A 13,881-nucleotide genomic window follows, 5' to 3' on the forward strand; every position below is an offset into this window, starting at 1 on the left:
AATGTATAAACCATCTTATGCCGCCGCCTATATGGTGGTGAGCGCATTTCAATTAAACTACCGCCTTAACGCAATAAATACCGCTATAAACGACGAGGCCGGGACCGAATCCATTTCGCATGATGGCTAATGTAAAAAAAACACCGCCCGGCATAAGCCGGAGCGGTGTGCGTGGTAAAACCATGATGATAATACCCCTTACTTGTACATGATACGGTTTACTTGCCGGTGTGACCGAATCCGCCTGCACCCCGTACGGTGCCCGACAACTCATCAACTTCCATGAATTCTACGGCAGGGACGGTTTTAAACACCATCTGGGCGATGCGTTCATTACGCTCAATTGCAAACGGTTCTTGTCCCAAATTCACCAGCAGCACCTTTACTTCCCCGCGATAATCAGCATCAATCGTACCCGGAGAATTCAGGCAGGTAATGCCATGCTTGTAGGCCAGTCCGCTGCGCGGACGGATTTGAGCTTCAAGCTCGGCCGGCATGGCAATCGCAAAACCGGTCGGGATTAGTTTGCGCTCACCGGGGTTCAATACCACCGGCTCGTGAACCGCCGCATGCAGATCAAAACCTGCGGCTAGTTCGGACATTTTTACGGGAAGTTTCACATCTTCATTACCTGGCAATCTATTGATTTGAACGTAGTGCAACAAATTCATTCCTCCTAAGTACATTCAGTGCTTTATCTGAAGTTCCTACCATCGCTAGTGCATATGGAGTCCCAAACATACGGTCAAGAACCGCGTCGACATCCTTCATCTCCACCTGTTCAATCCGCTTAATGATTTCATCCAGGCTGAAATGGCGACCCAGCATCAGTTCGTTCTTACCCAAGCGATTCATGCGGCTGCTCGTGCTCTCCAAACTCAGGATGAGACTGCCCTTCAGTTGTTCCTTCCCTTTGCGCAGCTCTTCCTCCGTCATCCCGTTCTGTGCCAGATCTTGCAGCATTTCCGTGGTCAGCTGAAGGACTTCCTTTGTCTGCTTGGGCGCTGTGCCTGCATAAATGGTGAACATCCCGTTATCTGCGTGCGAACTATGATAGGAGTATACCGAATAAGCCAATCCGCGTTTCTCCCGGATTTCCTGAAACAAGCGTGAACTCATGCCGCCGCCAATGGCATTATTCAACAATACCATTGCATACTGAAGCTCGTCTCCGATGGAGCAGCCGGGAAACGACATGCAGATATGATTCTGCTCTGTTTTCTTCTTACGGAATTGAACACCGTCCAAAAAGGCGGGCACGTCTAGCAGCTCGGAGCTGCCGTGATTGGAAAAGCTGCCAAAATGACGTTCTAACAGCTCGATCACTTCATCATTAATGTTGCCTGCCAAGGCAATCACCGTGTTCTCAATGGTATAGTGTTTGTCCATGTAAGCTCTCAGCGCTTGCGAATCCATCGATTCAAGCCGTTCCTTCGTGCCGAGAATCGGATAAGCCAGCGGATGATCGCCGTACGCCGATAACGACATCAGGTCATGAACCAGATCATCCGGCGTATCCTCATACATCGCGATCTCTTCCAGAATGACATTCTTCTCCTTGGCTAACTCGCCCGCATCCAGCTTCGAGTTGAAGAACATGTCGGACAATACGTCAACCGCAATCGGAAAATGCTCATCCAGCACCTTTGCGTAATAACACGTATATTCCTTGGACGTAAAAGCGTTGACGTTTCCGCCGATAGCATCAAATTCTTCAGCAATGGCACGGGCGTCAAAGCGCTCCGTCCCTTTGAACATCATGTGCTCTATAAAATGCGTAATCCCGTTGATGTCCTCCGATTCATTGCGGGATCCGGTCTTTACCCAAATACCGAATGAAACCGAACGACTTGTCGGGATTTGCTCCATAACCACTCTCAGGCCGTTAGACAATTGTATTTTTTTCACGAGGGCCCCCCTAACTGTTCCATCCAGGATCACTTTAGCTGATTACCAGCCTCATGCCATCCATTCATTCTATCAAACTTTACCATACGGCTCAACTTCCCTTCGGCATGATTCGCTCAGGAGAAAGCGTCTGGCTGACGGTTCCAATTTCCAGCCCTTTGGCCCGTATTCCGTCAATCATTCCCTTTAATGCTTGGGACGAGGAATCGGTGGGGTGCATCAAAATTAGGAAACCCGGCTCCACCTTCGTAGAGATCTTCTGTACGACTGCATCCGGTGCAGGATGCTTCCAATCCACCGTATCGAGCGTCCATAGGACCGTCTTCAATCCCCTTGCCTGGGCGATGGATACGGTCTGCTGATTAAAATCACCGGAAGGCGGCGCAAACCATTTGTTCTCTACCCCGAGGCTTTCTTTAAGCAGCTCCTGCGTCTTCGCAATTTCCAGCTCCGCCCGATCCCTGCTGAGACGACTCATATTCGGATGCGTATAGGCATGATTCTCCACCTCATGACCTCGTTTCAGAATTTCACCGGCCAGCTCCGGGTTCTTCTTCAGCCAGCTCCCATCCAGGAAAAAGGTCGTCTTCACATTCTCCGCATCCAGCGTGTCCAGCATCGGCACCAGAAATTCATTCCCCCAGGCCACGTTAATCATCAGCGACACCATTGGCTTGTTGGGGTTGCCCCGATAGATCGGTTGGTCTCCAAGATCATGAAGCGTCACTTTGGCCGGAATTTGCCGGTATACATAAGGGATGGCCTCTCCGGCTTTTCGCTTTTTCGACGATGCTGCTTGGTATGTAGCTTCAATATCGATTTCGAGTCCATTATAACCGGGAATCGCCTTCCACACGGAGTCCACCCTGGCATCCACCGGCTCAATGCGTGATTTTGCCGCGGCGGCTTCGATTTGACTCAATAAATCCAGGTCTACTGCCGTCTCTGAACCGCTAACGAGTTGCCCCTCGGGTTTAATCTGCAGTCCCGAAACATATCCCCAGGCCCCGCTGAACACAGCAACAGCCGACACCATTGCGGCACCGGTTAGCAGCACAACCATCTTTTTTCCATTCATGGGCATATCCACCCTCCCCTTGAGAAGCTTTGTCCCATTTTATGTAGGTTCAGGAGGAAATATGTGCCGCAAAGTGGGCTTACGCTGTGAAGCCTGTTTCAGATGCTTGTCCAAGAGCTTACGAATCCCATGAGCCGTAATGATTAAAAAAAGAGCCAGAATGATAGGTTCTGCCTCTTTTTGCTTCTATCTATATGCTGTTAAACAAACAAAGCGCGGATTAAGATCCGCTCTTGTTTGTTTCCGCAGTCAAAACCGCTTTGCGAGACAGGTTAATCCGTCCCTGCTGGTCGATTTCGGTAACCTTCACGGTAATGACGTCACCGATGGCAACCACGTCCTCTACCTTCGCTACGCGCTCAGTTGAGAGCTGGGAGATATGAACAAGCCCGTCTTTGTTAGGCAGGATTTCAACGAACGCGCCGAATTTCTCAATTCGTTTTACAGTACCTGTATAGATTTCGCCAACAGCTACCTCACGCACGATGCCTTCGATAATCGAAAGAGCCTTTTTGTTCATCTCATCGTTGGAAGAGGCAATAAACACGCGGCCGTCTTGTTCGATATCGATCTTCACGCCGGTTTCTTCGATGATTTTGTTGATGATCTTGCCGCCGGCGCCGATCACGTCGCGAATTTTGTCCGGATTGATCTGCATCGTAATAATCTTAGGCGCATATTGGGACAACGTTTCTCTTGGCTTTTGAATGGCTTCTGCCATTTTTCCAAGGATATGCATGCGTCCTTCTTTTGCCTGCTGCAGGGCTTCCTGCAAAATCGCGCGGTCGATACCGTCAATCTTGATATCCATTTGAATGGCGGTAACTCCGTCAGGTGTCCCTGCAACCTTGAAGTCCATGTCGCCGAGATGGTCTTCCATCCCTTGAATATCCGTCAAGATGGAAACATGATCTCCGTCTTTAATCAAGCCCATCGCTACGCCGGCTACAGGTGCTTTAATCGGTACCCCTGCATCCATCATAGCAAGTGTGCTTGCACAAATACTTGCTTGGGAGGTCGAACCGTTCGATTCAATAACTTCAGATACGAGACGAATCGTGTACGGGAATTCCACTTCATTCGGAATGACCTTCGACAACGCACGTTCACCGAGTGCACCATGACCAATTTCACGACGGCCCGGAGCGCGAAGCGGACGTGCTTCCCCTACGCTGAACGGCGGGAAGTTGTAATGGTGCATGAAACGCTTGGTCTCTTCCAGATCGATTCCATCGAGAATCTGTACATCACCTAGAGCACCGAGTGTACACACGCTAAGAGCCTGGGTTTGTCCACGTGTAAACAGACCGGAACCATGCGTTCTAGGCAGCAGGCTGGTATCGCAATCGATAGGACGGATCTCAGACAGACCACGACCGTCCGGACGAACCTTGTCATGCGTGATCAAACGTCGAACTTCTTCCTTCACGATATCGTGAAGCACTTCTTTAACATCCTTCAACAACTCAGGTGTCTCGATATACTTCTCTTCAAATACGGTATATGCTTCATCATTGATAGCGTCAATCGCATCCTGGCGGGCATGCTTCTCCTCAATGCGAACAGCTTCAACAAGACGAGCTTCGGCAAAATCACGCACTTCACGATTCACCGTTTCATTGACCGCATGAAGTTTAACCGCCATTTTCTCTTTACCGCAAGCGGCCACGAGTTCTTCGATCTTGGCTACGATTTTCTTGATTTCCTCATGCCCGAACATGATGGCTTCCAGCATGACTTCCTCAGGAACTTCGTTTGCTTCAGCTTCAACCATCATGATTGCATCTTTGGTACCTGAAACAACAAGATAGATGTCACTTGCTTCCTGCTGCGCAATATCCGGATTCACCACAAAATTGCCATCAACACGCCCTACGGCTACGCCGCCGATCGGGCCGTTAAAAGGCACATCCGAGATGCTCAAGGCAGCGGAAGTACCGATCATTGCCGCGATTTCCGGCTCGCAATCCTGATCGACGCTCATGACGAGATTCAGAACCTGTACATCATTACGGAATCCTTCTGGGAACAACGGACGAATCGGACGGTCTGTCAGACGGCTGGCAAGAATCGCTTTCTCGCTTGGTCTGCCTTCGCGTTTGATGAATCCACCCGGAATTTTACCGACTGCGTACAAACGCTCCTCGTAGTTGACCGTCAATGGAAAGAAATCCAAATCCTTCGGTTCACTGGAAGCTGTCACTGTACACAGGACTGCCGTTTCGCCGTAACGAACCATCACAGCCGCATTTGCCTGCTTCGCAAGGCGCCCTGTTTCGAACACGAGGGGTCTTCCGCCAAGCTGCATTTCAACACGTGTTTCCATGTAATCCCTCCTCATGGGGATAAATTTTTTTTGAAATCTTCTACCATCAGCATGTCTTTTGCAAAACGCTGTCCACATTTCCTAACCAGAGCCATCCAAACGGTCGAAATCGCAAACCTATGTACAGGAACAACCCGAACCGTATAGAACATTCTCCGTATAGATTGCCCCTGGTTATACTAATTAAGCGAAAATTAGCGAACAGACCACGCCTACAATCTATAAAGAATCTATATTAAGATAACCCCACAAAGTGGAGTTTAGGCTATGAAGCGTACGCAGTACTTTGTGGGGAAGCTCGAAAACGGTAAATTGTACAATACTTAGAAAAGAGCCCGGCTGTGCCGCTGTCGTTCCAAGAAGGACAGTGGACAACCAGGCTGTTTTCGGCACATCTTATGGATGATTAGCGACGCAATCCAAGCTTCTCGATCAAAGCACTGTAACGTTTAACATCCTTGTTTTTCAAGTATGCAAGCAACTTACGGCGTTGGCCGACCATTTTCAACAATCCGCGACGGGAATGATGATCCTTCTTGTGTGTACGCAAGTGGTCAGTCAAGTTCGTAATGTTTTCCGTTAGGATAGCGATTTGCACCTCTGGAGATCCTGTATCGGACTCATGAGTTTTGTGCTCGTCAATCAGTTGTTGTTTACGTTCTTGAGTTAATGCCATCCTGTTCACCTCCCTCATTATAATCGCCGTTGGCCCAGGTACCGACGGTGAGATCGAACATCCAAGCCAAGGTTAGAATTGCCCAATCTTCGGGCAACCTCTAAGAGTATAGCATACTTTACCTAAAAAAGAAAATCCGTTTGCGGACAATTTGTCCCAAAACGTTTATTCACTGACTTTCAAAATTTTGCGGGCCTCGACGGCATCTCGCTGAATCCATTCCACAAGTTCCTGAACCGATTCGAATTTATGCTCCTTGCGGATATATTGAACGATATCCACCGTCATGATCTGATCATACAGATCCCCTTCAAAATCAAACAAGTGCACCTCAAAGATAGGCTCTGTGATCCCTTCATGGAACGTTGGCTTCACGCCGATGTTCATCACGCCCGGAATCCAATTGTGATGCTGATCCGTCCGTGCCCGAACGGCATAGACACCTAGTGCCGGTACCACGAACGGATCCGTCAATTCCAGGTTAGCGGTAGGAAAACCGATCTTCCTCCCCCGCTTCTCCCCATGAATGACCGTGCCGCGGATATGGTAATTCCGTCCGAGCCAGCGGTTTGCATCCGACAGCTGTCCTGTTTTCAAGGCAATTCGTATGGATGAACTCCCCACCTTCTCGCCATCGACCAAGAACGGCGGAACCGTAACGACAGACATCCTGCCTTCACCAAGTTCCTGAAGTTTGACAGCATCTCCGGCGCCTTTATGGCCGAACCGGAAATCAAATCCGACAACCGCCGTTTGAAGATTCAAGGGAAACAGCATCTCATCAACAAACGTTTCCGGACTCACCTGGGAGAACTCTTTATTAAACTCGACAACGTACAAAATATCGATGCCCATCTCCTCAAGCAGGTGCTGCTTGTCAGGCTGAGGTGTCAGATAACCCTCATAGCTCCCTTTACCAATCACGTCTTTCGGATGAGGATAAAAGGTAATGAGTGCGGCCGGCACTCCATTCTCCCGCGCGATATTGACAGCCGTTGAAAGCACGCTGGCATGTCCCAGGTGAAGACCGTCGAACTGGCCGATTGCAGCTACCTTCGGCTCGGCAGCTTCTCGTACGATATCGGAAGATACAGGATAAGATAAAGAAACAACCCTCATAAAATACTCACCTCCACTCACTAAATCCAGTCGTGCTTAGGAAAATACTTTCACAGGAACGATAGCCCCTGTCTCCTCTTGCCGCTTATAGATTCCCAGAAAGTTTTCCTTTATATCATACAAGCGAATAGGCTCCGAGCTGTCAACAGGCGGTTCCACCGCTCTTGAGGACAAGCGCTGTCCCTGCAGGGCAGCATCCGTTTTCTCTTCAGAAACCGTATGCTTCGGCAGATAATCAATCGCTTGATCCACGGGAATAAGCCGGGTGTGCAGCGTTTCATCCTTCATGAACTGCTCAATTTGCTCCAGGGTTAAGCACAGCTCCTCTGAGATTCCCGCCGATACCGTGCGTACCAGCTTAACCATGACAGATGGCACGCCGAGCTTCCTCCCGATATCCACACAAAGCGTGCGGATGTATGTACCTTTGGAGCACAATACCCGAAAAGAAATTTCCGTATAATCCCCTTCAGCATCAAAATCCGTCATCTCGATTTCATGGATCGTTACAGTCCGGCTCTTGCGTTCCACTGTTTTACCTTCTCTGGCAAGCTCGTATAACCGTTTACCATTGATTTTAACAGCGGAAAACATGGGTGGGATCTGAGAGATCTGGCCTGTAAAAGATTGAAGCGCTTCAAGCGCCTCCTCCCTGGTCACACGAACTTCATCTGCCGTCTCCACCACACTCCCGGTAATATCCTCGGTATCCGTCGAATATCCGAGGCGTAGGACCGCATGATACTCTTTAGGCAGTTCCTGCAGGTATTCCACAACTCGGGTAGCTCTCCCCAGGCATAACGGCAGCACGCCCGTGACTTCGGGGTCCAGCGTACCCGTATGTCCGATTCGCTTCAAACGAACCATTCCCCGAACCTTCGCTACCACGTCGTGGGATGTCCAGCCTGCTGGTTTGTGAACAGCCAAGATGCCTTCTAATTGCGTCATAGCTTTAATCTCACCTGCTCTACTACTTTAGGGATGATGTCGTGCAGGGAGCCTTCAATGCTGCAACCTGCTGCCCGAACATGGCCGCCTCCTCCAAATATTTGGGCTAATGCCGCAACATCCACTTTTCCGGCTGAACGCAAACTCGCCTTAACCATTCCGGACTTCAGCGACTTGAACAGAATCCCGACTTCAACTCCCTGAATGTTTCGGGGGTAATTGACTATCCCTTCCAGATCCTCGCTCACGGCGCCGCATGATTCCATAAACTCAGGCGTTACGTATACCCAGGCTATTTTACCGTCATCCGACACGCTTAACGTATTTAACGCCTGAACCAGCACCTTCATCTGTGGAAGCGTCATTTCCTCTAGTAACGTTTCCGCAATTTCGGGTCCGTTCACGCCGTAGGACAACAAATTGGAAGCGATGCTCATGACCTTGGGCGATGTATTCGAATAACGAAAACCGCCGGTATCCGTTAGCAACCCCGTATAAATCGCCGTTGCAATTTCGGCATCCCAGTTCACTTCAAACAAATTCAGCAAATCATAAAGGATTTCTGCGGTTGCTGCCGCTTCCGGCACGACCAGGTTGACGGCTCCATATCGATCATTCGTTGGATGATGATCAATATTAACAATGCTTGCATGATCGGCAAATACCTGCTTCGTATAGCCTACTCTAGCAAAATCTGCACAATCGACACAAATGACGTGTGAGAACGTTCTTCCTGGCTGCTGTTCAGACAGATTGAGAATGTCTTCTGCATGCCACAACATTTTCATGCGTTTTGGAATGGGCCCTTCATTAATCATCGTGAATTTCTTGCCCAGACATGAGAGAAGCCAGCCCACCGCAAGGGTGGAACTGACTGCATCTCCATCGGGCTGAACATGCGACACAACCAAATAATCATCGTGCTCCAGCAGGAATGATTTCACCTGCTGCAGCTCTTGTTCATAGGTCTGCATTCGCCCTCTCCTTTATAAAAACGAACTACTCTATTTCTCTTCGCGATCCACGATTTCGGTCAGCAACTTCTCGATATGGCTGCCATACGCAATGGAATCATCGAATTTGAAGATCAGCTCCGGCACATGCCGGAGTCGAATCCGCTTGCCCAGCTCGGAGCGGAGAAAGCCGCTTGCCTTATCCAACCCTTTCAAGGAGGCTGCCTTCTGCTCGTCGTCGCCGAGCACACTCAGGTATACCTTCGCTTGAGACAGGTCATTTGTAACGTCAACACCGGTCACTGTAATGAAACCGATTCTTGGGTCTTTCATCTCCGTTTGGATCAGTTGGCTGAGCTCTTTTTTAATCTGCTCGCCTACGCGCCCAGTTCTGATTTTTGCCATGGTCTGATCACCTCATTCGTTAGCGCTCTACCGTCTCCATGATGAAGGCTTCGATTACGTCCCCTTCTTTGACGTCGCTATAGCTTACCAAGGTAATACCGCACTCATAACCCTGTGCCACTTCTTTAGCGTCATCTTTAAAACGCTTGAGGGAATCGATCTTGCCTTCATGAACGACAATGCCGTCACGGATCAAGCGAGCTTCTGCGTTACGCGTAATTTTACCGGATGTCACCATACATCCTGCAATCGTACCCACTTTGCTCACTTTAAAGGTGCTGCGGACTTCCGCATGACCGATCACGGTTTCTTTGTACTCCGGATCGAGCATCCCCTTCATAGCTTGCTCAATTTCCTCGATTACATTATATATTACACGGTGCAGACGAATATCAACCTTTTCCTGCTCGGCGGTTTGCTTCGCTTGAACGTCCGGACGAACGTTAAAGCCGATAACAATCGCGTTGGAGGCAGCTGCCAAAATAATGTCGGATTCCGTGATCGCCCCGGCACCGCTGTGGATAATTTTGACGCGAACGCCTTCCACCTCGATTTTGTTCAAGGAACCTTTCAGCGCCTCAACAGAACCTTGTACGTCACCTTTGATAATCACGTTAAGATCCTTGATCTCACCGTCTTTAATGTGTTGGAACAGATCATCCAGCGTCACGCGGGTATTCGTGTTCAACTCGGATTGACGATGGGTAATCGCACGCTTATCAGCGATATTACGCGCTTTACGCTCATCCTCAAACACCATAAACGGATCGCCGGCGCCCGGAACTTCAGTCAAACCGGTAATTTCAACCGGTGTTGAAGGACCCGCTTCTTTTAATCGACGGCCCTTATCGTTCACCATCGCACGAATACGTCCAAAGCAGTTGCCCGCTACGAAGGCGTCGCCCACTTTCAATGTGCCATGCTGAACGAGAATACGTGCTACCGGACCTCTGCCTTTATCCAGCTCAGCCTCAATAACGGTACCGCGTGCGCGTTTGTCAGGGTTTGCTTTATATTCATTCACTTCTGCTACCAGAAGGATCATTTCAAGCAAGTCTTCCAGACCCATCCGCTGTTTCGCCGAAACGTTAACAAAGATGGTATCTCCGCCCCACTCTTCGGGCACTAGCTCGTATTCCGTCAATTCTTGTTTGACTTTATCCGGATTAGCGTCCGGTTTATCGATTTTGTTCACGGCAACGATGATCGGCAAACCTGCTGCTTTCGCATGGTTAATGGCTTCGACCGTCTGTGGCATCACGCCGTCGTCAGCCGCAACCACGATGATTGTCATATCCGTTACTTGTGCACCACGGGCACGCATGGCCGTAAACGCTTCGTGACCCGGTGTATCCAGGAACGTAATCTTCTTGTTATTGATCTCGACTTGGTAAGCACCGATATGCTGCGTAATACCGCCAGCTTCGCCACTGGATACGTTCGTGGAACGGATCGCATCAAGCAGCGTCGTTTTACCGTGGTCGACGTGACCCATAATGGTAACGACCGGTGGACGTTCTTTCAGTTCTTCCGGAGCATCGTTTTCTTCAACGGTCTCAAAACGATCTTCCTCTACCGGAATTTTCACTTCGACTTCTACACCGAATTCGCCAGCAAGCAATAGAATCGTATCGATATCCAGCTCCTGGTTAATGGTGGCCATCACGCCGAGGAAAATCAGCTTCTTGATGACTTCGGAAGCGTCCTTATGAAGCAGCTTCGCCGTTTCACCGACGGTCATGTTGCCACGGACGATAATTTTCTTCGGCGTGTTGTCGATTTTCTCACGAGGCGGCTGCTGATTATGTTGATTCCGGCCGCGGTTGTTCTTTCCACCGCGATTGTTGCCACGGAATCCTCCCTGACGGTTGTCATCAAAACGCTTGGAGTCTGAACGATTGTTATTGTTGTTTCTGGAACCGCGGTTCTGGCCGTTGCTATTATTGTTATTGCTATTAGCTCCTGAGAATCCGCCTCCGGTTCCACCCGGCTTGCTCTGCGGACGAGCCCCGCCTTGGTTGTTGCTGCCCTGAGGACGCGCTCCACCTTGATTACTACCTTGCGGACGTGATCCGCCTTGATTATTGCCTTGCGGACGTGCGCCGCCTTGACCTCCGCCCTGAGGACGTGATCCGGTCTGCGTGCTGCCGCCTGGTCGGGATGCTTGGCTACGATTGTTCTGCTGACTTCCTTGTGCGGAGCCAGACTGATTTCTTCGGGTATCCTGCCCTCCTTGGGGACGCTGGGAACCTGAAGCATTCTGAGTGTTTTGATTCGTTCTACTATTCATACCTACCTGCTTTTCCTGTTGTTTTTTGGGCTGGCTTTGACCTTGTTGTTCTGGTGCTTTCTGTCCTGAATGACGCATACCGTCCTGCCCATTACGGTTGCCTTCGGCACTCACGCTAGCGGAAGTACCTTCTGTTTTTGCATTGGATACAGTTGCAGCCGCATTGGCTCCGGAAACCGCTGGTTTACGATTCTCGGTACGGGAAGCGTCTCCACTATCCCGCTTGGCTGCTGCATTCGATTTGATATCTTTGAAAAACTGCTCTACCTTGGACACCGTATCGTTTTCCATTACGCTCATATGGTTATTGACCGGAATGTTCAAACGTTTAAGGATCGTGATGATTTCTTTACTGCTCATGTTCAACGATTTAGCATATTCGTATACTCGAAGTTTATTGTCTTTGTTTTCCTGTTTACTCAATATACTCCACCTCCGACATTGTCTCCAGTTTCTTGGAGATCATTTCTGCGAATCCTTGATCCGTAACTGCCAGCACAACCCGCTCGGGTTTACCTACACTTGTGCCCAGACTTTCCCGGTCAAATCCGATTACCAGAGGGATATTGTAAGAACCGCATTTATCGCGGAACTTCTTTGTTGTATTAACTGAGGCGTCACCCGCCAGAATAACCAATTTTGCTTCAGAAGACCGGATGGCTTTGAGCACGATCTCATCCCCGGTAACCACCTTACCTGCCCTCATGGCCAGGCCGAGCTGAGAAAGCGCCCTATTCATCATCGGCAGCACTCTCTTTTGCAGCGAGGAATTCATCTTCCACCTTGATGAAATCCTGTGCCAACTGTTCATAGATCTCAGGTTTCACATGTTGTTTCAACGCTCGATCCAGTGCTTTATTTTTGTGTGCCAGCTTGAAGCAGGAAACTTTGCCGCATAAATACGCTCCCCGTCCCGACTTTTTGCCGGTGAGATCAATCAGAACAGCATCCTCGGGAGTCCTAACAATCCGGATAAGCTCTTTTTTCGGCATCATTTCCTGACACGCTACACATTTACGCAGCGGTATCTTTCTCTGTTTCAAGACGACAACCCCCTGTCATTTGGAATTAATCGACAGAGACGGAATCCTGGTGCATTTCACCTGATTGGGACTTCGGTCTGCCAAATTCCTGCTCCGCCTGACTTTCGCTCTTAATATCGATCTTCCAGCCTGTCAGCTTCGCCGCGAGACGAGCATTCTGGCCTTTGATCCCAATCGCAAGCGAGAGTTGATAATCCGGAACAATTACGCGCGCCATCTTCTCATCTTCAAATACTTGAACTTCAAGTACTTTGGATGGGCTCAGCGCATTGGCCACGTATTCTTCAACCTGATCGGAATAACGCACGATGTCAATTTTTTCGCCGCGAAGTTCATTGACAATCGTCTGTACGCGCATGCCCTTAGGTCCGACGCAAGAACCAACCGGATCGACTTCATCGTTACGGGAAAATACCGCAATTTTGGAGCGGAATCCAGCTTCGCGCGCAACCGAGCGGATTTCAACAACGCCGTCAAAGATTTCCGGCACTTCAAGCTCGAACAGGCGCTTCAAAAGGCCCGGATGCGTACGGGACAGCATAATTTGCGGACCCTTGGTTGTGTTCTCAACCTTGGTAATGTACGCTTTGATCCGGTCGCCATGCTTGAACTTCTCGTTAGGCATAAGCTCGGTAAGCGGCAAGGCTGCTTCGATCTTGCCAAGGTCGATATAAATGTTACGCAAATCTTGACGCTGCAGCGTACCCGTTACGATATCATCTTCCTTGTCAATAAAAGCGCTGTAGATCAGGCCGCGCTCGGCTTCTCTAATGCGCTGGGTAACAACTTGCTTTGCCGTTTGAGCTGCAATCCGTCCAAAATCACGCGGCGTAACCTCGATTTCCGCTATATCTTCAATCTGAAAATGCGGATTGATTTCCCGGGCCGCATGCAGCGAAATTTCAGTCCGCGGATCCAGCACCTCGTCCACAATCAGCTTCCGCGCGAACACCTTGATGACACCCGTATTGCGATTCATGTCTACCCGTACATTTTGCGCCGTGTTGAAATTGCGCTTGTAACTCGAGATCAGTGCCGCTTCAATGGCTTCAAACAGCACATCCTTGCTGATGCCCTTTTCTCTTTCCAACTCATTCATCGCTTCAATAAAATCCATACTCATTGAAAATCGGTT

At 49.6% G+C, this 13,881-nt stretch carries 14 protein-coding genes; 1 reads left to right on the forward strand and 13 read right to left on the reverse strand.

Going from position 1 to position 13,881, the window contains the following annotated elements; all coding sequences use genetic code 11:
- Position 1: 1 nt before the first annotated feature.
- Entirely contained in the window at positions 2–130 is a 129-nt protein-coding gene (locus tag PAEVO_RS34635) for a hypothetical protein (RefSeq protein WP_279300450.1), read from the forward strand.
- 88 nt (positions 131–218) lie between these two features.
- Here the strand turns inward: PAEVO_RS34635 and dut are convergent, their stop codons facing one another.
- From dut to nusA, 13 genes are all read right to left on the reverse strand, one after another.
- Positions 219–665, reverse strand: a complete 447-nt coding sequence (dut, locus tag PAEVO_RS13625; protein ID WP_207797476.1) for a dUTP diphosphatase — start codon at positions 663–665, stop codon at positions 219–221.
- Positions 640–1,908, reverse strand: a complete 1,269-nt coding sequence (locus PAEVO_RS13630) for a M16 family metallopeptidase (protein WP_100538034.1) — start codon at positions 1,906–1,908, stop codon at positions 640–642. The genes dut and PAEVO_RS13630 overlap by 26 nt, the downstream gene beginning before the upstream one ends.
- A gap of 91 nt (positions 1,909–1,999) precedes the next feature.
- Positions 2,000–2,992 carry a polysaccharide deacetylase family protein gene (locus PAEVO_RS13635; RefSeq protein ID WP_100538035.1) on the reverse strand — a complete coding sequence of 331 codons (993 nt, stop codon included), beginning with the start codon at positions 2,990–2,992 and terminating at the stop codon, positions 2,000–2,002.
- 214 nt (positions 2,993–3,206) lie between these two features.
- Positions 3,207–5,312 (reverse strand): polyribonucleotide nucleotidyltransferase, encoded by a 2,106-nt coding sequence (pnp, locus tag PAEVO_RS13640; RefSeq protein ID WP_100538036.1) that lies wholly within the window; start codon positions 5,310–5,312, stop codon positions 3,207–3,209.
- 406 nt (positions 5,313–5,718) lie between these two features.
- Entirely contained in the window at positions 5,719–5,988 is a 270-nt protein-coding gene (gene rpsO / locus PAEVO_RS13645) for a 30S ribosomal protein S15 (protein WP_006211281.1), read from the reverse strand.
- A gap of 165 nt (positions 5,989–6,153) precedes the next feature.
- Complete coding sequence (locus tag PAEVO_RS13650) at positions 6,154–7,107, reverse strand: bifunctional riboflavin kinase/FAD synthetase (protein WP_100538037.1); 954 nt, start codon at positions 7,105–7,107, stop codon at positions 6,154–6,156.
- Positions 7,108–7,143: 36 nt separating this feature from the next.
- Positions 7,144–8,055 (reverse strand): tRNA pseudouridine(55) synthase TruB, encoded by a 912-nt coding sequence (gene truB / locus PAEVO_RS13655; protein ID WP_100538038.1) that lies wholly within the window; start codon positions 8,053–8,055, stop codon positions 7,144–7,146.
- Positions 8,052–9,029: a DHH family phosphoesterase gene (locus PAEVO_RS13660; RefSeq protein WP_100538039.1), complete on the reverse strand. Its 978-nt coding sequence runs from the start codon at positions 9,027–9,029 to the stop codon at positions 8,052–8,054. Before PAEVO_RS13660 ends, truB begins: the two co-directional genes overlap by 4 nt.
- Before the next feature lie 30 nt (positions 9,030–9,059).
- Positions 9,060–9,413, reverse strand: a complete 354-nt coding sequence (gene rbfA / locus PAEVO_RS13665) for a 30S ribosome-binding factor RbfA (protein WP_100538040.1) — start codon at positions 9,411–9,413, stop codon at positions 9,060–9,062.
- A gap of 19 nt (positions 9,414–9,432) precedes the next feature.
- On the reverse strand, positions 9,433–12,126 hold the full coding sequence (infB, locus tag PAEVO_RS13670; RefSeq protein WP_100538041.1) for a translation initiation factor IF-2: 2,694 nt from the start codon (positions 12,124–12,126) through the stop codon (positions 9,433–9,435).
- Positions 12,119–12,442 carry a YlxQ family RNA-binding protein gene (locus PAEVO_RS13675; RefSeq protein ID WP_174819209.1) on the reverse strand — a complete coding sequence of 108 codons (324 nt, stop codon included), beginning with the start codon at positions 12,440–12,442 and terminating at the stop codon, positions 12,119–12,121. The genes infB and PAEVO_RS13675 overlap by 8 nt, the downstream gene beginning before the upstream one ends.
- Entirely contained in the window at positions 12,435–12,746 is a 312-nt protein-coding gene (rnpM, locus tag PAEVO_RS13680; RefSeq protein ID WP_053492673.1) for an RNase P modulator RnpM, read from the reverse strand. Before rnpM ends, PAEVO_RS13675 begins: the two co-directional genes overlap by 8 nt.
- A gap of 25 nt (positions 12,747–12,771) precedes the next feature.
- Complete coding sequence (gene nusA, locus PAEVO_RS13685; protein ID WP_076324961.1) at positions 12,772–13,869, reverse strand: transcription termination factor NusA; 1,098 nt, start codon at positions 13,867–13,869, stop codon at positions 12,772–12,774.
- Positions 13,870–13,881: the final 12 nt, after the last annotated feature.

The organism is Paenibacillus sp. GM2FR, from assembly GCF_002803325.1.
Classification (GTDB): domain Bacteria; phylum Bacillota; class Bacilli; order Paenibacillales; family Paenibacillaceae; genus Paenibacillus_AQ; species Paenibacillus_AQ lautus.